Raw genomic sequence first — 16,994 nt, forward strand, 5'->3', positions numbered from 1 at the left:
CCATTTTACGATGAGTCACCAACTTCCTGACGTACAGGCGAGCCAACCCGACGTCACGGTCGGGTTGAGTCAGGTCGGCGTCACAGGCGTCGACAAGCTCGTCAAACTCGCCCGGGACGGCAGGCAGCGCCCGCTCGTCCTGATGGCGGAGTTCGAGGTGTTTGTCGATCTTCCCAGTGGCCGCAAAGGCATCGATATGAGTCGAAACATGCAGGTCATCGACGAGACGCTGGAGTCGGCCGTCTCCGAGCCGACGTTCCGCGTCGAAGACATGTGCGGCGACGCGGCCGAACGCCTGCTCGCGAAACACGAGTACACCTCCACCGCCGAGGTCCGGATGACAGCGGACTTCGTCGTCCGCGAAGATACGCCCGCGAGCGGCCTCGCGACCCAGAGCACGATCTCGATCGTCGCGAGCGCGACCGCGACCGACGAGGGCACCCGCGAGGAGATCGGCGCCGAGGTCACGGGAATGACGGTCTGTCCGTGCTCTCAGGGAATGTCGGCTTCCCGTGCACGTGACGTCCTGCACGACCTGAAAGTCGACGACGAAACCATCGACGAGTTCCTCGAGAAAGTCCCGCAACCGGGGCACTCCCAGCGCGGGCACGCAACGCTGACGGTCACCGCAGACGGGTCACCGGACGTCGATCTGATGGAGATTGCCGAACTCGCCCGCGACTCGATGTCCGCGCGAATCTACAACCTCGCAAAGCGGCCCGACGAGGACCACATGACCTACGAGGCCCACGCCGATGCCAAATTCGTCGAGGACTGCGTCCGCTCGATGGCCGAGCAGGTCGTCGAGGAGTTCGACCACCTCGACGACGACGCCGTCGTCCGGATGAAACAATCGAACGACGAGTCGATCCACCAGCACAACGCTCACGCCGAGCGGGAAGTCACGCTCGAACAGTTGCGCAGCGAAGTGAACGGCAGCGGCGCGTAATCCGCACCACTCGCGCTTCACTCACTGCGCTTCGCTGCTGAGCGACGCCGGCGCCAGCGGTTCGGCCGCCTCCCACGTCGGGTCGAACACCTCCCGAACGTCCGCGGCGAAGTCCGGGTCCTTCAGATCGATCATCGCGAACGCCTCGGCCGGATCGAGCGGATTCGGCACCTCGATACACACCTCCGTGTCGTCGATGAGTTCGAACGTCCCCGAGAGCCCCGGCGCCGTCCGGACGTCGAAGTCGGCGTGATCCGCCAGGCGGTCGACGTACCGATCGCCGACGCTCTCCGGCAACGAGTCGACGAGGGCAGGCGCCATCAGCACCGACACGTCGACGCCGCGGTCGAGCGCCGCTTCGAGTTCTTCGGCCACTTTGTCACCGAGCACGCCCAGGTCGAACTGCGGCGACACCGCGCCGGAGACGACCACGAGCGTGTCGTCGGCGGCCGCGAGTCGTTCGACGAGCAGTTCGGCGGACTCCTCGCTGCCGACTGCGGCCGTCCAGAACTGGCTCTCGACGGGATCGCTTGTCTCTAACTCGGCGGTGAGTTCGTCGACGACGCTCTCGTACTGCTCGGCCTGTTCGCGCAGTTCGCGACGCTTGTTCTCTAAGAGCCGATCGAGCGCCGTGTCGGGTTCGACGGCGACGTACTTCTTCGGACGGCTCGCGGCCTGACTGCGCACGAGGCTGTGCTGTTCGAGACTGTTGAGGACGTCGTAGATCCGCCCCATCGGGACGTCGCTCGTACGGGACAACTCCTTGGCGGTTGTCGCTCCGGTCCGGAGGAGCGAGCGGTACGCCCGTGCCTCATACTCCGACAGCCCGAGATCCCTGAGGGTGGCCATACCGCTCCCTCTGTGGCCACGAATAAAAACGAACCGGAGGTTTACACGACTGACCGCTACCGCCGGTCGCCTCACTGGCAGCTGTCGATCAGCTGTCGCTCGTGAGCGCCGAGACGGCCGTCATCAGTTCGTCCGGCGTCTCCACCTCACGGGTCGATTCGCCCACGCGCACCGTGGCGGTGCCGGCGGCGGTCGGCGCGTCGGGGACGACCACGGCCTCGTGATCGGCCACGCGAAGTGCGGCGCGGTGGAGGTCTGTGCCCGGCTCACCACCGACGGCGATCACGAGTTCCGGGCGCGTCAGCCGCGCCGCCACGGCGCCGTAGCCGGCGACCTGGATCCCGATCCGATCCCACGCGCCGGCGAAGGCGGCGATGCCGGCGCGGGCCGCAGTCCGGTAGTCGTCGGGCGAGCGCTCCGACGCCGACGAGTCGGCACTCCCGGGTTCGTCCGCGACTTCGTCACAGATGGCCGCGAGGTCGAGGAGCGCCTCGGCCATCGCAACGCCTCCGTCGAGCGGCCGGAGCGGTTCGTCGAGCAGCCCGGTCCCCGCCGCTGGGCCGTCACGAAACGCGCCTTCGGGCTCTTGGAGGGTTTCGATAGCGGCGTCAGCGACGACGCGAGCGACGGTCAGCGGATCGCGGTCCGTGCCGAGGGCGTCGGGGCCCCGGACCTGCCGCGCCGTCGCGAAGGCGCGGACGACGCGTGCGTGATCCGCGAGGAGGAGTTCGGGCGCGGTGCCGTCGTCGGCCGCAAAGTGCGACACGACGCCGTCGGACGCGACGAGCGTGCGCTCGAGTGCTTCGAGGACCCGATCGGCGTACTCACGGGCGGTGTCGTCGTCGGTGTAGGCCGCGAGAGTCAAGAGCGCGTCCGCAGCCAGCGCGTTCCCGCCCGCGTAGCCGGTCAGGTCCCGTCGAGGGCCGAGCGAGGGGTCGTCCGTGTCAGAATCGGCACCATCGTTCTCATCGGTGGGTGCGACGCTCCCGCCGAAGGTGCTGCCGTTCCAGAGGGTCGCGACGAGGAAGTCGCGCGCACCGGTCGCCGGATCGAGGAGGTCCTCGTCGCCGGTATAGAGGTAGCCGTTCGCGAACGCGCGGAGCAACGCGGCGTTGACGTCGAGCATCTTCTCGGTGTGCGGGTCGCTCCAGTCGCGCCCTTCGGCGTAGCGATAGAACCCGCCGGACTCGTCGTCGTACAGCGACTCGCCGATCACACCCAGCGTCTCGACCGCCTGCTCGCGTGCCCGCTTGAGTGCGAACTCGATCGTCTCGGGGAGCGGAAACTTGGCGTCGGTCCCCCAGCCCGCGAACCGCGGATCCCACTTCTCGTCGAGTTGGCCCGCGAGGTGGGACTCGATCCGTTCGTCGACGGCACCCGCCGGGGTTGGCTCCCCGGCCAGCGCCCGCGGAATCCGGCCGCCGTCCTCGCCCTTCTGGTTCCAGAGGTCGCGGACGGACCCGAGCACCTGTCGCATCCCGTCGGGGCCGAGGTACGTCGCGCCGCTGAGGACCTTCCCGGATGGGGTACAGAACACTGTCGAGGGGAACCCGCCCATATTGTAGCGCTCGCGGACCCGCGGCCGACGGTCGACGTCGACGCGGATCGGCACGAAGCCGTCGTTGACGTTCGCGGCGATTCGCGGTTCGCCGTACGTCTCCGCGTCCATCTCGTGACAGCTGTCGCACCACGTGGCGGTGAGCGCGAGCAGCACGGGGCGGTCGGCCGCCGCGGCTTCCTCGAACGGCGCGGCTCCCCACTCGCGCCACTCGACGTGCGTGTCGTCGGTCATACCCCCGCTCCGGTGTCGTCGGGTGTAAGCCCTTCGAGGGAGGCGGAGCGCCGGGGCGTCGCCGGCGATCCCAGCGCGCCCGCGACACAAGGGCTATGAACGGCGACCGCGAACGGCCTCGTATGCGAACGCGCTGGGTCATCGCGCTCCTGTTGGCGATCCCCCTCGTCGATACGCTCCTGTTGCTCCCGGTCGCCTCGACGATCGGATTCGTGCCGACCGTGCTGCTGGTGGTGCTCACCGGCCTCGTTGGAATGTTGCTCGTCCGCGCGGAGGGGCGGCACACCCTCTCGAAACTCCAACGGAAGGCTGCGAGGGGTGAGGTCCCGACGAACGAACTCCTCGATGGCGGACTGCTCATCGCCGCCGGCACGTTCCTGCTCACGCCGGGGATCGTGACCGACGTGATCGGCTTTGCGCTCGCCCTGCCGGTGACGCGATACCCGATCCGCGAGGTTGGAAAGCGCTACGTCGTCCGCCCGTATCTCGACCGCCAGACCGGCGGGTTCGTCTCGGGCAACGTCTGGGTGGGTGGCTTCCCGGACGGCGACGACGACGTGGTGAGCCTCGATCCAGAGGAGTACGGCCGTCCCGGCGACGACAACTGAGTACTGCGGGCCTCGAATCGCTCGGCATCCCCCGTCGACAGCGGGCCGTCGTTTCGCGTGACGGCGGCGCCGACGGGTCGAAAGGAAACTCTTAAACTACTCATCGAACAACGAGTAGATGCGCTCACCTGGGCCAATAGCTCAGTCAGGTTGAGCGCTCGGCTGATAACCGGGAGGTCCACGGTTCAAATCCGTGTTGGCCCACCTCCTTCACGGACGGTCTCTGGCCGTCCGTGGTTGGGGCCTACAACTCCCCAGCCATCCAATCTCGTCGTTCTAACGAAACTGAGACGGTAGTCTCTCGTCTTGTTCGAGCAAGGAAACTACCAACCCCCTCCGCTGTCACTCGATCTGTCTTAGCCGAAAGTGACCTCGTCGAATTCCACCGGAGGTGTCTCCGGTGAGGTTCAAATACCTCGGCGCGGGGTATGTCCGGTACAATTGTCGGAGCTGTGCGGACGGATGTGTCACTACTCGGGAACAACCTCACGCCCGCTACCGAGAGTGCGAACTCTGTCACTCAGCTCCCGTTCTGGACAGAGGCGAGCCCGTCGATCAGCTCCATCCTGATCTTGTTTGGGCTGCCAACGCGCTACGTTCCGGTCCTTCTCTCTTCCCGTATGGGCCGGAACAGAGTGGCGTTGTCGCAACTAACTCACCCAAAGCATCTCCGCGCTGATGAGCGCGGGGGCCTCGATCTCGGACGGATGTAACACATCCCCCATCAGGGACTACCTCCTCGAAGAACTCGAAGAGGAGGGCCTACTCGGTCGAGGCCAGTTGCTCGATGGCTCGTACACTGACCGCGATCGCGACCGCGCGCGCCTTCTTCAGCTCATCGCTGAACATCCGGAAGGCATCCTCCGCTCCCGTCTAGTCCACGTTGGACTGAACGGCCTCCGTCTCTACGGCACTGATCCCTGGCGCAACACGGTCGGGTTCGCTGATCTGGACTGGAACAGCGCCGAAGATCGGCACGACGCCGCCCTTGACCGGATTTCAGACAAGACTTCGACTGTCGATCAGCTCGACGGCAGCGATTCCGAGTACCAGTTTGCATACCGATTCACGAAAGCCGCTGAAGACGCCGGTTTCGTCCGTCTCGAAAGCTCGGGCAAATCGGCGACCGTGTTTCCCACCCTGCGGCTTCTTGACTTGATTTCATCAGGCATTAGTGAAACAGAGACCCCCGACGACGGCACGCTTTCAGACCGTGATTTCGTCCGGCGCGTCCTCTCCTCCGTCAATTCTCACCTTTCAGACTCTCAGAAGGCTGCCTCCGCTGAGGGGCTGCTTCGTTACATCCGGCGCATCGACGACTTTCGACTTGCCTTCGACGTTCACGTACGCTCCCGCTCCGGCAGCGAGACGCGCCGAATGACCAAGGAGTACAAGACTCGTTTCAACTCCGAGGATCGACACGGCCGCTCGTTTGCTCGCCTTCAAGACGCGCTCGACGCACGGGCTGACCCGGGTGCGACCGCGGCCTTCGCCACACTGACCACGGATCCTAAGCAACACGGTTCGCTGCTCGATTCGATACAGAATATCAATCCAAACTTCCACCGACTTCAGCAGTACCTCGCGTCGGACCCGTCGACGAAAAAAGATACACGGAAAACGAACGTTCCTGGCTGGCGTCCAGATCTCGACGGAGAAGTGACGGGACGACCGCGCCGAACGCTGGACTACCTGAAGGTCCTCGAATTCGCCTCTGGTGGTCTTCCACACCTGCATACGCTCTATTTTGACCCTCCGCGGCGAGAGACCGACGGGATGCCGTGGCTGATCGACAAGGGAGAGCTATCACAGAAGTGGTCTGACTACGGACAGGGTGGGGTCGTCGACGTACGCCCTCTGGTGTATCGCGATGATCTCTGCCCAGCTGGTGATCCGAACGATCCCGACGACGACGGCCTCCTCGATCTCGTTCCATTCGTCGGATCATCGCTTGACGAAGAAGGCACGTGGCAGTTCATCCAGAAGTCGACCGAGGATACCATCGTGAATTGGTACCGTCGGGAACACGATCTCGACGGCGTGCGGTTCAATTCCGCGGAAGGATGGGTTGATTGGTACCGTTACGGTGATAACAATCTCTCTCGCGACGAAGTTGCTGAACGTGCTGGACAGCACGATCTCGTCAATATGGAAGGCGATGACGAGATTATCTTCCAGAAAACCGCTGGCTCGTACCTCGGGAAGTACCTGAGTGCCACCTACGGCGCACTTGCTGATGTCGCTGAGTCCTTCGAGGATCGCGAATCTCTCACCTCTGGTGAGGATGACTCTAAAAAGGCCGTCTGGAAGCTCGCTCTCTATTGGGCGACAGACAAACAGTTCTGGTCCGCGTCCCGTGGGATCGAACGTGCGATCGACCCCGAAGACCCCGAATTAGAGGGTGAACCTCGCGAAGCCGCTGAGTGGGCGTCCCAAGATACGGTGCTGGAACTCTCACGAGCGTATGCCGAGACGTGGGTCCACGAACCTGACCTCGACGAACTTACCGAGTCCGGTCGGGCGCAAGCTACGATTCGCGAACTGTCCACCGATTACTGGGTGTCGATCGACTATCTCGGTGCTTTCCCGTACTGGGATATGCCTGTCTCTACCTCACAGGCTGCCTCGCTCGAAGTTCTCGAAGAGAATATGAATGACCCTGATGCCCCCTCGGTGTCTGAGGAGATTGATCGGCCGCCTCCCTTGGCTCAAGTGTGGGGAGAGTCTTAGGCTGCGTTCGATACTCTGGTTAGGCTGGTCACTGGTTAGACTCTCTCCCTTGCCCTATATATACTATATCGGGCTTGTTGAAACCGTTAGTAGTTGATAGAAATCGTGTGATGAATACAGAGAGTGTATGCTGCAGCTGGTTGTCTTTTTGTTTCATCAAGTTAGTGACGAAACAGCTGTTAGATAAACGTGCGAACCGAGACCTCTACTATTTGTAAATATATTAATTCAGCTACAATTTTCTGCCTCGGATATAATCCTCCACATCTTCAGTAAGGCGTCGTACATCTTCCTCAGCAGGGTTTTCCTCATTTGCATGGGCACAATTTGCTCGGATATCCGCAAGATGTTGTAGGTGCTTCTGAGAAGTGGAGTCGATCTCATCGGCCTCATAGAGTTTCTGAGCTAAGGCGGAGATACCGTCCCGGTATGAGTAACCGATTTCATCATCTGCATTTTCACATAACATCAATAGATACCGTTCCAGAGCAACTCCTGCAAGGACACCACTGACGCGCAACTCACCCTCATCAAAGAGTTGTCTTGCTCTATCTAATTCAGTCTGAGCAACATTCTTTGAGACTTGCTCCCTGACTTTCAACTCCTCTACTTTTACTCTTGCCGGGATTGATTCCAACATACTCCTTTGGGAATCGAAATCCGCGTTCTGTGCGTTCAGAGATTTTTTGGTCGTTTCCGAAGCTTTCTTGTCCAGCTTAAGCCGCTTCTTGAATTTATCGTAGTGATCCTCAAAATCATCGGAACGATTAGACAAGTATTCTGAGATCAACGGAGATGCCGTATTGAACCAAACTTCATATTCTTTCAGAGCTCGTCGTTGTAGTTCTTCAATTTCTCCAGAAGGTGTATCCCAGTAGTAACCGGAAACATGGCTATATTCATATGTCCGAATACGATCAAAAAATTCTGTGTATAAATCCTCGATCCTGTCAGCATCATCCTCTAATTGATCGAGTTTTTCCTCAATAGCACCTACGGGTGCGCTCATACGCAAGAAAAGTATTCAAATTGTTTAGTTTTTATCTATTGTATCTTTATCATCAAATACCAAGGTAAGACTCTAAGCAAATTCACTGTGTTGACTAATCCGCTCTGTTGGAACCCCGAGATAGTTTGCTGCAAGATACGCTCTGTGTATTTAGCACACATTCTGAGAACTGTCACTGATTGATACTTTCAGCAAGGCCACTATTTCTTGTATATGTTCTCCACTTTCACCCGGGTTTAGAATTAGCTAGAATGTTCCCTCCATATCCTCTAAATGGGTATGTCAACGGAAACCCCCAACTTCGACGAAATGGAGACCGTCGATGCACCGGATCAGTCCGGTGACGACGACGCAGAATGGATCGAACTTGACGCGGGCGAGTCTATCGTGGGTGAGCTGCGCAAGCGGCAGGAAACCCAAGAATACGACAACGACGTTCTCGAAATCGGCCGCGGACTCGGCGACGTTGTCGTGATGTTCTCGAACGGGCAGATCGACCGTCGCCTCGATACTCTCGCCGAGAAGCACGGCTCGGCTGAGGGGCTTGTCCTCGGCTTCAAGAAGACCGAGGAGACGCGGACCTTCACGCCCAACGGCCAAGACGAAGAGGTCGAGTTCAACCTCTGGGAAGTCCGCCAGCTCACGGAGTAACCCAATGGCTTCCCGATCATCCTACGGCTCGTCGATGACCGGTGCGATCTCGGAGTACGCAAACCTTCGGACGCTCCCGGCCATCTTCTCGGTCGTCTTCGTCGCCACCTCGCTGTACCAGTTCGGTGGGATCACCGAGATCACCCTGACGTGGTTCTCGAACTACTCGCTGACGACTGAGCACGCCGCGCTGGCCGGCATCGCTGTCTACGCGGCGGCGTTTATGTCGTCCGAGACCAAGCGCTTCGAGCACTACGAGACCTGGGAACAGGTTTCGCTCGGCGCTGTTCCGCTTGTCACGCTCGGGTACCAGTACGTCTCGGAGATCACCAGCTTCATCAACGATCTCGGCGGCACCAGTCCGCTCGGCGCACAGCTCGCGTTCGCTGTGACGCTGTTCGGTTGGTTCGTTGCTGTCCGCTGAACGGACCACTCAACATGTCCCACGCTTCTTTCAACGTTGACCGGATAGTCGTACTGTCTGCACTGGGCACGACGGGCTTCGCTGCCCTGTCGTTCTTGGTTACGGAGGGTGTCCTATGACGCTCCTCCCGTATCACGCCCGCGTCGCTGATACCGTCGCGTCGCTCGTCTCGATCGATCTCGACATCGAGGACGATCGCGACGCTTGGCACGCAGCGCGTTCCCGCGCTGAGATCAGCACGCTCAACGCGCTCCCTGATCCGCAGGTGGCACTATGAGCCGCGCTGTCACGTCCCTATCTGTCGTGCTCGGCGCTGGCTTCACCGCGCTCACCACTGCTATCACGAACCTGTCTGTCTACTCTGGCGACGGGTTCCTCGTCACGATCATCCCGATCGCGACGGCGCTCCTCATCGGCGTCAACGAAATGATGATCGATGCTGATGGCAACTCCGACGATCTCCCTGACGGTCTAACCGAGAAGGAGATCCGCGATCTCGGGGGTGATCCCGATGCGTAGACGCGTCTTCGCGATCTTCGCCGCGCTTCTGATCGTCTCGGCTGGCGCTGCTGGCCCCGCCTCTGCACAGTCGATCACAGATCTCCAATGTGACGGGCTTGCTGGCTTCATCAAGAACGCAGTCGCGATGGGTCTCACTGGCACACCGAACTCCGAATGCGTCAACAATAACGACGCTATTGACGAGTTGAAGAACTTGGATGGAAATCAAACCAAGGTCGACATATACGATGCTGGTGTGTCGACTGAGGCGTCTGAAGAAACCTTCCTGAAACCGTTCCAAAACTCCCTTCAAGACTCTGGTAGTGTCGCTTGGATGAAAACGCAGGTTGCCGTTGCTGAGGCGTATGAAAACGGCTCGTCTCAAAACAGCGCGAATGTCTCTGCACGTGAGGCCATCTCAGGGTTCTATACTGTCAAACAGATCAATCTCATCGAACGCTGGAATGCTTCGATTCAGGAGTATCAGGGCCTCAACCAGACAGCCGCACAAGAGGATGGCATCGGAGACGATTACGTCTCCATCAACCTCACGAAGAACGACTTCGGCGGACAAGACAACGCTTATCTCGTTCTTGAAGGGTTCGAGCCTCGGTCTGTCCAGTTGGCTAATGGGACCCAGAGGGACGTGATGACTATGAAATTCACGTACCAAGAGCGGGATTCTGATGGTTCAACGGACTATGACAAAACAGTCTACATCAACCCGACTACCTCCCATACTGGAATTAGTCCTACTCCCACGCCACCTGCCTCCTTCGACGTTAACGGCTTCCACGTGGCTCCACCGAACGACAACTACGATGGTCAGGTGTACTTCGAGATCGCACCGTACGTTTCGCTGTGGGACCAGACTGAAACGCTGAACAGCAACCTTCAGGATGAGGCTGCCCTGTTCGTCGATTCGACGTATCAGGACTTCGAGAGCGGACAGATCAATGCTTCAGACGTGATCTCCGCGAACACAGCGATGTTCGAGTATGGGACTGAATACAGCGATTCCGATTCGCTGTATAATGCTGTCGGTGCCCTCTCGATGATGGGCTTCGACACGCCAAATATGTCCTCAAGTGGGACGATGGATGTGTCTTACAACGGAAACACACACACCGGGATCGTCCTCGCTCGAAACGCTCCTAATGGTTCTTGGCAGAATGGAACTACCTACAACACGAGCAACATCACCGGCCCGGTCTTCCTCGCTACTGTCGACGGTGAGAAGATCGACTTCGATCAGAACGCGACGTTCACTATCGAGTCGATGAGGGCTAAAGATGGCTCTAACGTCGAAACCATCGAAACCACCGAGTATGTCTACAAGACTGCTAACACTTCGGAACTGCTCGAAATGCAGCAGCAGTTAACCGATCTCCGTCAGGAGGTCGAGGAGCGCGAAGCCGCCATCGGAGGCGGCGGCGGCTTCCTCGGCGGCTCCTCCGACACGATGATCGCCATCGTTGCTCTCGCCGGGGCAGCACTGTTGCTCGGGAGGTCGAACCAGTAGGATGTACTGGATGCTCGCAAAACTCGTACCAGTCCGCTTGATCGCCTCGATCGCCCTGCTCGCCATCGGCCTCCAGTATGCCGGTGTCGATCTCGTGGCGATGGGCCTCGACCTGCTCGGGATACCAGACTGGTCGTGGTCTGCGCTCAAGTTCTGGTAACGAACCGACCTACCTCTCCCCACCCTTTCGACGATGTTAAGAAAACTACTCATAACGCTGATCGTAGTTGCTTCGCTCGCTGGCGCTGTGGCTCCCGCAGCGGCTCAGTCGAACCAAACTGCAACCCCGACCGCGACGCCCGCCTCGTCGACGAACTCGACCGCGATTCTGGCCGTTGACCCGGCCACGAATCTCGTCGACAAGTCCTACAACCGAAACACCGGCACGCTCACGCTCACGTTCGAGTCCGACCGGTATGCTCCGGTGAATCTCCTCGTCGTCGAGGAGACCGATTCCCAATCCGGCTCCGCGAACTTCCGCTCTGTCTACCTGCAACCGAATCAGAAAACTCAGGTTCAGATTCGGGCTCCGCCGAACTCTCGCGTCTGGATCTCGACGGATCTCGCCCGCGAGAACGGTCGGATCTCCTTCGTTAAGACTACCGAAAGCGGCGGCCTCCTCACCGGCCCTTGGTCCGGCGCTGACGTTCGGGATGCAGCTCTCGCGTCTGCCTCCGGAGTCGCACTGATGGTTCTGTACCGGCTCGTCGTTGAACGCTCTGCGATCAACAAGGACGGGGAGCGTGTCGCCTGATGCCTGACGAAGCCGACACCTCCAACGAACCCGAAGAAGCGTCTGCCGAGGAGACTCGTGTGGGCCACCAGGATCAACCAGATGATCCTCGCTGGTTCCGCGCGCTCGTCTGGCTCGTCGTCCGTGGGAAGTACCTCCTCGGCAGCGTGGCTCTCGTCGCTGTCGCGCTGCTGCTCGTCACCGGTACCGAGATTCCCCGCACGGCGAAGATCGGCGGACTCGCGTTCGTCCTCTCGATGCTGACGGTCGGTCGCTGGACTGCTGGCCGCGCTGCTGATCTGTTCGACGGCCCCGGTTGGGTCTGGCTCGTCGATGTCGATCTCCTCGACCTCGACGGTGCCGGGATCTACCGCTGGCCCCGTCCACGCTGGAAGGAGGTCGAAGTCGTCGACGGACAGCTCTACTGGTCGTCTCCGAACCTCGCGTTCGGGAAGAACGTCGATCTCGACGGCCAGACTGTCGACGGTGTCTGGCCCGGGACCCTCGACGATCGCGAACTAATGATCGCGCTCTCGAAGGTCCACGAACTTCGTAACGTCCTCGAAGAAGACGCCCAGCGCGGCTTCGCCATCGAGACGCAGGTCTTCTCGATCGTTCGATCTGCCACGAGGCAGGCTGTCCTCTCTGTAGTCCAAACATTCGAGAAGTCGACACTTCCGGATCGAGGCAACTCGATCAACGAGGCCATCGATGACGCAATTGCACAGTTCGATCTCGATCGACACATCCAGAATCGCGACGAGAACCCGCTCGATGATCTCGACGGCCCCGATCTCGATGCCGCTGCTGACGCAGCTGCCACGAACCAAACGGAGGCTTCCACTGATGAGTAACGTCAACGAACAACTCCTCACTGCGGCGAAGCTCTACGAACAGGCCCGCGGCCGGATGGACAACGAAGCGGAACTTCTCTCTCACGCTGGCCTCCCGCTCGAACAAGAGGATCACGACGTGCTCTCATTCCTTAACGATGAACCGATCAGCGACGAACTCGGTGCCTTCGAAGAGACCCGTCTCGGACAAATCGTCGATTCACACCTCCGATCGGAGAGCGCCACCAGAGCAGTCAAACAGGGAGACGGTGAGGCAATGTCGTACCTCGTCGGGATCACCGAACAGGATCTCGATGCGAGCGCGCTCACGCTCCCGGTTCGTATCCTCGACGAGCTCGATCGCGACGGCGCACTGACGACCGTCCTCGCAGCGGGAGATCCGAATACCGGGAAGACAAACAGCACGTGGCTCCTAGTCGAACTCGGTCGGACCCTCTGGGATGACCTCCTAATCCTGAGTAACGCCCGTGCGAGCATCGTCGACGAACGGGTGACGACCTGCCACGATCTCGCTGCTTCCCTACTCGAACACCGCGACCGGCCGAAAGCGGTCGTGATCGACGAGGGTTCGACGCACTTCGACGCCCGGACGAACTCCCACGATGTCGCGACCCAGTGGTCTCCGCTCCTCAAGCGGATGAGCAAGCTCGGTGTCGAGCTGGTGATCGTGATCGGTCACACTGGAAAAGACGTTGATCCGGAGATGAAACGCCTCACCTCGCTGGCCTTCTACAAGACCGAACCGAAGACCATTGAGTTCTATCGACGCTGGCCTGCCGACTCGGACCGACCAACTGAACAACTGTTCGGTGGTTCGGTCGAATCCCTCGAGGCGACCTCGGTCGAATATGATCCTGATGAACCCGCTCCCTGGAGTTGGAATCTCCGCTCGAATCTGTTCGACCTCGACCTCTCCTGGTCGGAGCTTCTAACAGAACTCCACGATCGCGGCCCCGACGACTGAGTTACGGAGACCGGTGCCGGGGCGGTCCTACGTGACTGCGGTAGCGGTCTCCTGTGACCGGAGCGAGACGCAACGGACCCAGCGGTAGCCCGGAACGGCGCTCGCGCCGCAGGCCCGGAACGTGGCCGTACCGTCGAGTGGAGGGATTCAATCCCAATTGTTCAGTATATTATAGGCGGCTACCACTCAGCTCGGAGAACTAATTGGGGTTATTCACCAAATTTGGCTTTTGCTGTGTATAGAATATTCTCAAGATAATCAATATACATTTGACACATCTCGGCTGCATTGGCGTCTGTTATATCCTCTCCCAAATGTTCCTGTGGTGGGTCAGGAAGAACTGGTGATGATTCCACCAATTCGGATGGAGGATCAATATAATGGATTGTCGTCTCTCCGCTGGGTAGTTCAACCTCCCATCCAAGACCACCATGTTGACTATCTCCTATTACGAAACCTTGCGCATTCTCTGGTTTCTCATTATCGGATAACATGTCGGTTGAAAAATAATTGATCTTCAACTCCCAACCAAAATCAACCCCTTCCTGTTTGAGAGCTTGATTTCTCAGGTCCCAAAAGTACTGCATTAGAGGATCATTACCCATCTCTTCCGCAAATTTAGACCACCACTTGTCAAACTCATTTTCACGCGAACTTAGGCGACTCAATATCCTGGTAGTAGCACGGCCATAAGTAGCCACGTTCTTTACGCCTGCAGAATTCTTATGAGGTGGTCCATCTCGAACATCTTCTAAGCCCATCTTTGCCGAATGGAGTGCTTCTTCTGCGCGTCCAAGAATATCACTGGTCGATAGCTCGTCTGACATTGCCTCATAATGACGTTTTGTTAACAAAAAATTGTCCCAGGCTAATTCAAAAGCATACGATGACAGTTACGTATATCTACCGAATAGCTGTTTCACGGCCTGAATCTGCTGATAACCTCAATAATGTCTACCCACAGTTCCACCTACCATATCAATCTCTTAGGTGGGTGGTCGCTAGTGGATTGCGCGGCCCCTCCTTGTGGGGGGTCGCGCAGGTGTATTCCGTCCGAACACTCATTATCCACTGTCTGTAATACGTATGTATGTCGAATACGGATACAGCTGACGGTGGCCCCGAAAAGACCAACATCAATATCCGAGTGACGGAGATGTTCCTCGAAGATATTGATGCTACGTGGCAAGAAGAGGGATACAACAGCCGAAGCGAATTCATCCGCCACGCACTCCGTGATGCTGTTCGCCATCCTGGACTCACCCGGGAGAGTTGGAAGGAGATCGCATCTGTGGAACATGCTCGCCGGACGGGTGATGACGAGTCGTTCTCTCGTGAGGAAATCTTAGGCGACGATGAGTGAGGACGAGTGGAGTTGGGAGTTCAAGAAACCCGCAAAGCGGACCTACGACGACCTCGACGAACACGCTCAGAACCGGATCACCGACAAACTCGACGAGATAGTAAACGACCAGTGGCGCGACCCGGATGAGTATATGACACCACTCACCGGTGCGCCGCATTCGAGGATCCGGATTGGACAGTTTCGCCTTGGCTGTGAGTGCGATTACGAGAAGAATATATTGGTTATATTCACGATAGAGCGTCGTAGGGGAGCATACAAAGCGGATGACGACTGATTCTAAATAGACTTCAGTTCTTCACTGGCCACCGTGGAAGAGTTCCGGCGTCCAGATCACCGCGGAGATATGCCAATCCCCACGACGTGATCTCGTACATATCATCGTAGACTGGAGCAATCAACTCTCGGTCTACCAACTGCTCACAGCGTTGCTGTATATACTGCTCGTCGATCTCGATCTGTTCCAGGTGTGTCTCCTTCGCGATCGTCTTCGGAGTCGCCCAAGAGGTCTCTGATAGATGTTCGAGAATACGCTCGTCCGTCGGGTACATCCAGCGACCCTGACGACGTACAGTCATTGTCCAGCCTGATCACTCCCTTGTTCGGCACTTGCCCCAGATGACTCTACACTAACATCATTAGTTTCAGATGCATCATATTCTCCTTCGAGATATGCTCTTCCTTCCTCGGTAATTCGGTAGACTGCGTTCGACACTTCCTGAAGAAGACCGTTACTGGCGAGCTTCTGACAGCGTTCTCCCACATATTGTGGGCTATATGGAATCCTGCTATCATCGGCAATTTCCGATGGTCGCATAAATCCATCCTCGTCCTCTTGAAGAAGTTCGAGGATGCGTTCATCGAGGAGAACCATCCATTTTCCCGATTTTCGCATACAAGCGATAGCTTCTAGGCCACATTATAACCCAAGTATTGAGCTTATCTCGTTTACCCGAAGATATAACTTAGAAGGGAAGAGATAGATTCAACGCAGAGCCACCGAGTGGTATACTGACGACTCTGGTCGGTTACTGAGGAACGGGACCGTGGTGGCACACGGCCCCAGAAGGTGGCTCCGTTCCCAGTGATGAGTGAAGCCATCCACGCGGGCAATGCCCGCACGAAGGACGAACCGGCGCATTTTGAAAACAGCATCGGCTCTCTTGCCAGTTCGACTGAGGTGGTCACTGGTGAGTAACGAACTCCGTAACGTTGCCCCTGACGTTGCCAAGGATATTTATCTGCAACAGCGATGGGACGACCTCAGCGAGGCGACTATCAAGACCCACGGCTACCGGATTGAGGCGTTCGTCGACTGGCTCGAAGACCAAGGGATTTCGAGTATGGCTGAAGTCGACGGCCTCACCGTTCACAATTATCGGGTCCATCGCCGTGAGGAAGATGGTCTCAAGAAGGTATCTCTCCAAGGCCAGATCTCTACTGTCCGTCAGTTTCTTCGAGTGCTCGCATCGGTCAACGCAGCTGATGCTGACGTAGCTGAGAAGGTCCTCCTTCCCACTGTTCGGAAAGGTGAGGACGTTAACGAAGAACGTCTCGGAACTGGGCGAGCACAGAAGGCTCTCGAATATCTCGAACAGTATCAGTATGCATCTCGTGCACACGTCGAACTCCTACTGATCTGGCGTCTCTCGGCACGTCGTGGAGGTGTTCGCTCCCTCGATCTCGGGAGTTTCGTCGATAGTGGTGATACCCCTGTACTGGAGTTCCGACACCGTCCGGAGACCGGAACTCCGCTGAAGAATGGAAAATGGTCCGAACGGGACTGTGCCATCAAGAACGAATCTCTCGTCCAGACACTTCGTGATTATATCGACGGTCCTCGCGAAGATGTTCTCGATGATCACGACCGAGCGCCGCTGCTGACGACGAAGTATGGTCGGGTGTCGCTGGGTACGATCAAGCAGGATATGTACCGGGTCACGCGGCCCTGCATTCGTCTTTAGCTAAGACTCACACCTCGGTTGCGTAGCGGTAGCGAGCGTCTCTTGCAGGATCGGTCGTTGTTGGTGGATCTTCTGTGCGTC

General features: G+C 58.4%; 21 protein-coding genes and 1 tRNA gene. 16 read left to right on the top strand and 6 right to left on the bottom strand.

Translation table 11 applies throughout. The features are described 5' to 3' along the window. Positions 1 to 10 precede the first annotated feature (10 nt). Positions 11 to 949, top strand: coding sequence for a GTP cyclohydrolase MptA (gene mptA / locus BLU74_RS17375; protein WP_089769644.1), 939 nt, complete (start codon positions 11 to 13; stop codon positions 947 to 949). Between the two features lie 21 nt (positions 950 to 970). Here mptA and BLU74_RS17380 read toward each other — a convergent pair whose 3' ends face one another. Continuing rightward, on the bottom strand, positions 971 to 1,798 hold the full coding sequence (locus BLU74_RS17380; protein WP_089769646.1) for a TrmB family transcriptional regulator: 828 nt from the start codon (positions 1,796 to 1,798) through the stop codon (positions 971 to 973). A gap of 88 nt (positions 1,799 to 1,886) precedes the next feature. Beyond that, the gene (locus BLU74_RS17385; protein WP_089769648.1) at positions 1,887 to 3,590 is read right to left on the bottom strand and encodes a DUF255 domain-containing protein; all 1,704 of its coding nucleotides are present in this window, start codon (positions 3,588 to 3,590) and stop codon (positions 1,887 to 1,889) included. Positions 3,591 to 3,712: 122 nt separating this feature from the next. Between BLU74_RS17385 and BLU74_RS17390 the strand changes: the two genes are divergently transcribed. The 3 genes from BLU74_RS17390 (at position 3,713) to BLU74_RS17400 (ending at position 6,928) form a co-directional block, all read left to right on the top strand. Further along, a complete protein-coding gene (locus BLU74_RS17390) occupies positions 3,713 to 4,198 on the top strand; it encodes an FxsA family protein (protein ID WP_089769649.1) in 486 nt (161 codons plus the stop codon). 130 nt (positions 4,199 to 4,328) lie between these two features. Then, positions 4,329 to 4,402, top strand: a tRNA-Ile gene (locus BLU74_RS17395). A 924-nt stretch (positions 4,403 to 5,326) separates the two neighbouring features. Next, the gene (locus BLU74_RS17400) at positions 5,327 to 6,928 is read left to right on the top strand and encodes a DUF8148 domain-containing protein (RefSeq protein ID WP_139175887.1); all 1,602 of its coding nucleotides are present in this window, start codon (positions 5,327 to 5,329) and stop codon (positions 6,926 to 6,928) included. Positions 6,929 to 7,160: 232 nt separating this feature from the next. Here the strand turns inward: BLU74_RS17400 and BLU74_RS18665 are convergent, their stop codons facing one another. Further along, on the bottom strand, positions 7,161 to 7,937 hold the full coding sequence (locus BLU74_RS18665) for a hypothetical protein (RefSeq protein ID WP_139175888.1): 777 nt from the start codon (positions 7,935 to 7,937) through the stop codon (positions 7,161 to 7,163). Between the two features lie 279 nt (positions 7,938 to 8,216). Between BLU74_RS18665 and BLU74_RS17405 the strand changes: the two genes are divergently transcribed. From BLU74_RS17405 to BLU74_RS17435, 9 genes are all read left to right on the top strand, one after another. Next, positions 8,217 to 8,588 (top strand): hypothetical protein, encoded by a 372-nt coding sequence (locus BLU74_RS17405; protein ID WP_089769680.1) that lies wholly within the window; start codon positions 8,217 to 8,219, stop codon positions 8,586 to 8,588. A gap of 4 nt (positions 8,589 to 8,592) precedes the next feature. After that, complete coding sequence (locus BLU74_RS17410) at positions 8,593 to 9,012, top strand: DUF8023 family protein (protein WP_089769653.1); 420 nt, start codon at positions 8,593 to 8,595, stop codon at positions 9,010 to 9,012. A 115-nt stretch (positions 9,013 to 9,127) separates the two neighbouring features. After that, positions 9,128 to 9,289 carry a hypothetical protein gene (locus BLU74_RS19120; protein WP_175454695.1) on the top strand — a complete coding sequence of 54 codons (162 nt, stop codon included), beginning with the start codon at positions 9,128 to 9,130 and terminating at the stop codon, positions 9,287 to 9,289. Next, positions 9,286 to 9,531 (top strand): hypothetical protein, encoded by a 246-nt coding sequence (locus BLU74_RS17415; protein WP_089769655.1) that lies wholly within the window; start codon positions 9,286 to 9,288, stop codon positions 9,529 to 9,531. Before BLU74_RS19120 ends, BLU74_RS17415 begins: the two co-directional genes overlap by 4 nt. Next, positions 9,524 to 11,035 (top strand): Env/VP5 family phage fusion protein, encoded by a 1,512-nt coding sequence (locus BLU74_RS17420; RefSeq protein ID WP_089769657.1) that lies wholly within the window; start codon positions 9,524 to 9,526, stop codon positions 11,033 to 11,035. Before BLU74_RS17415 ends, BLU74_RS17420 begins: the two co-directional genes overlap by 8 nt. A 1-nt stretch (position 11,036) precedes the next feature. Next, positions 11,037 to 11,195: a hypothetical protein gene (locus BLU74_RS19125; RefSeq protein ID WP_175454696.1), complete on the top strand. Its 159-nt coding sequence runs from the start codon at positions 11,037 to 11,039 to the stop codon at positions 11,193 to 11,195. A gap of 87 nt (positions 11,196 to 11,282) precedes the next feature. Further along, positions 11,283 to 11,789, top strand: coding sequence for a DUF8063 family protein (locus BLU74_RS17425; RefSeq protein WP_089769659.1), 507 nt, complete (start codon positions 11,283 to 11,285; stop codon positions 11,787 to 11,789). Then, a complete protein-coding gene (locus tag BLU74_RS17430; protein WP_089769661.1) occupies positions 11,789 to 12,622 on the top strand; it encodes a DUF8125 domain-containing protein in 834 nt (277 codons plus the stop codon). Before BLU74_RS17425 ends, BLU74_RS17430 begins: the two co-directional genes overlap by 1 nt. Further along, entirely contained in the window at positions 12,615 to 13,586 is a 972-nt protein-coding gene (locus BLU74_RS17435; RefSeq protein WP_089769663.1) for a hypothetical protein, read from the top strand. Before BLU74_RS17430 ends, BLU74_RS17435 begins: the two co-directional genes overlap by 8 nt. Positions 13,587 to 13,795: 209 nt before the next feature. Here BLU74_RS17435 and BLU74_RS18670 read toward each other — a convergent pair whose 3' ends face one another. Continuing rightward, positions 13,796 to 14,413 carry a hypothetical protein gene (locus BLU74_RS18670; protein ID WP_139175889.1) on the bottom strand — a complete coding sequence of 206 codons (618 nt, stop codon included), beginning with the start codon at positions 14,411 to 14,413 and terminating at the stop codon, positions 13,796 to 13,798. A 263-nt stretch (positions 14,414 to 14,676) separates the two neighbouring features. Here BLU74_RS18670 and BLU74_RS17440 point away from each other — a divergent pair, with 263 nt between their 5' ends. Together BLU74_RS17440 and BLU74_RS17445 are read left to right on the top strand one after the other, a co-directional pair. Then, positions 14,677 to 14,949, top strand: coding sequence for a ribbon-helix-helix domain-containing protein (locus tag BLU74_RS17440; RefSeq protein WP_089769665.1), 273 nt, complete (start codon positions 14,677 to 14,679; stop codon positions 14,947 to 14,949). Then, on the top strand, positions 14,942 to 15,226 hold the full coding sequence (locus tag BLU74_RS17445) for a type II toxin-antitoxin system RelE family toxin (protein WP_089769667.1): 285 nt from the start codon (positions 14,942 to 14,944) through the stop codon (positions 15,224 to 15,226). Before BLU74_RS17440 ends, BLU74_RS17445 begins: the two co-directional genes overlap by 8 nt. A gap of 13 nt (positions 15,227 to 15,239) precedes the next feature. Here BLU74_RS17445 and BLU74_RS17450 read toward each other — a convergent pair whose 3' ends face one another. After that, positions 15,240 to 15,527 (bottom strand): hypothetical protein, encoded by a 288-nt coding sequence (locus tag BLU74_RS17450; RefSeq protein ID WP_139175890.1) that lies wholly within the window; start codon positions 15,525 to 15,527, stop codon positions 15,240 to 15,242. After that, positions 15,524 to 15,844, bottom strand: coding sequence for a helix-turn-helix domain-containing protein (locus tag BLU74_RS17455; RefSeq protein WP_089769671.1), 321 nt, complete (start codon positions 15,842 to 15,844; stop codon positions 15,524 to 15,526). The genes BLU74_RS17450 and BLU74_RS17455 overlap by 4 nt, the downstream gene beginning before the upstream one ends. Positions 15,845 to 16,139: 295 nt before the next feature. Here BLU74_RS17455 and BLU74_RS17460 point away from each other — a divergent pair, with 295 nt between their 5' ends. Then, a complete protein-coding gene (locus BLU74_RS17460) occupies positions 16,140 to 16,913 on the top strand; it encodes a site-specific integrase (protein ID WP_245705830.1) in 774 nt (257 codons plus the stop codon). Positions 16,914 to 16,994 lie beyond the last annotated feature (81 nt).

The sequence above is a fragment of the Halobellus clavatus genome (genome assembly GCF_900107195.1).
GTDB lineage: Archaea > Halobacteriota > Halobacteria > Halobacteriales > Haloferacaceae > Haloquadratum > Haloquadratum clavatum.

Coding starts and splice junctions, on each gene's coding strand:
- BLU74_RS18670 (WP_139175889.1), bottom strand. CDS start 14,413: ATGTCAGACGAGCTATCGACCAGTGATATTCTTGGACGCGCAGAAGAA.
- BLU74_RS17440 (WP_089769665.1), top strand. CDS start 14,677: ATGTCGAATACGGATACAGCTGACGGTGGCCCCGAAAAGACCAACATC.
- BLU74_RS17430 (WP_089769661.1), top strand. CDS start 11,789: ATGCCTGACGAAGCCGACACCTCCAACGAACCCGAAGAAGCGTCTGCC.
- BLU74_RS18665 (WP_139175888.1), bottom strand. CDS start 7,937: ATGAGCGCACCCGTAGGTGCTATTGAGGAAAAACTCGATCAATTAGAG.
- BLU74_RS17435 (WP_089769663.1), top strand. CDS start 12,615: ATGAGTAACGTCAACGAACAACTCCTCACTGCGGCGAAGCTCTACGAA.
- BLU74_RS19125 (WP_175454696.1), top strand. CDS start 11,037: ATGTACTGGATGCTCGCAAAACTCGTACCAGTCCGCTTGATCGCCTCG.
- BLU74_RS17385 (WP_089769648.1), bottom strand. CDS start 3,590: ATGACCGACGACACGCACGTCGAGTGGCGCGAGTGGGGAGCCGCGCCG.
- BLU74_RS17410 (WP_089769653.1), top strand. CDS start 8,593: ATGGCTTCCCGATCATCCTACGGCTCGTCGATGACCGGTGCGATCTCG.
- BLU74_RS17450 (WP_139175890.1), bottom strand. CDS start 15,527: ATGACTGTACGTCGTCAGGGTCGCTGGATGTACCCGACGGACGAGCGT.
- BLU74_RS17405 (WP_089769680.1), top strand. CDS start 8,217: ATGTCAACGGAAACCCCCAACTTCGACGAAATGGAGACCGTCGATGCA.
- mptA (WP_089769644.1), top strand. CDS start 11: ATGAGTCACCAACTTCCTGACGTACAGGCGAGCCAACCCGACGTCACG.
- BLU74_RS17455 (WP_089769671.1), bottom strand. CDS start 15,844: ATGCGAAAATCGGGAAAATGGATGGTTCTCCTCGATGAACGCATCCTC.
- BLU74_RS19120 (WP_175454695.1), top strand. CDS start 9,128: ATGACGCTCCTCCCGTATCACGCCCGCGTCGCTGATACCGTCGCGTCG.
- BLU74_RS17445 (WP_089769667.1), top strand. CDS start 14,942: ATGAGTGAGGACGAGTGGAGTTGGGAGTTCAAGAAACCCGCAAAGCGG.
- BLU74_RS17420 (WP_089769657.1), top strand. CDS start 9,524: ATGCGTAGACGCGTCTTCGCGATCTTCGCCGCGCTTCTGATCGTCTCG.
- BLU74_RS17390 (WP_089769649.1), top strand. CDS start 3,713: ATGCGAACGCGCTGGGTCATCGCGCTCCTGTTGGCGATCCCCCTCGTC.
- BLU74_RS17415 (WP_089769655.1), top strand. CDS start 9,286: ATGAGCCGCGCTGTCACGTCCCTATCTGTCGTGCTCGGCGCTGGCTTC.
- BLU74_RS17380 (WP_089769646.1), bottom strand. CDS start 1,798: ATGGCCACCCTCAGGGATCTCGGGCTGTCGGAGTATGAGGCACGGGCG.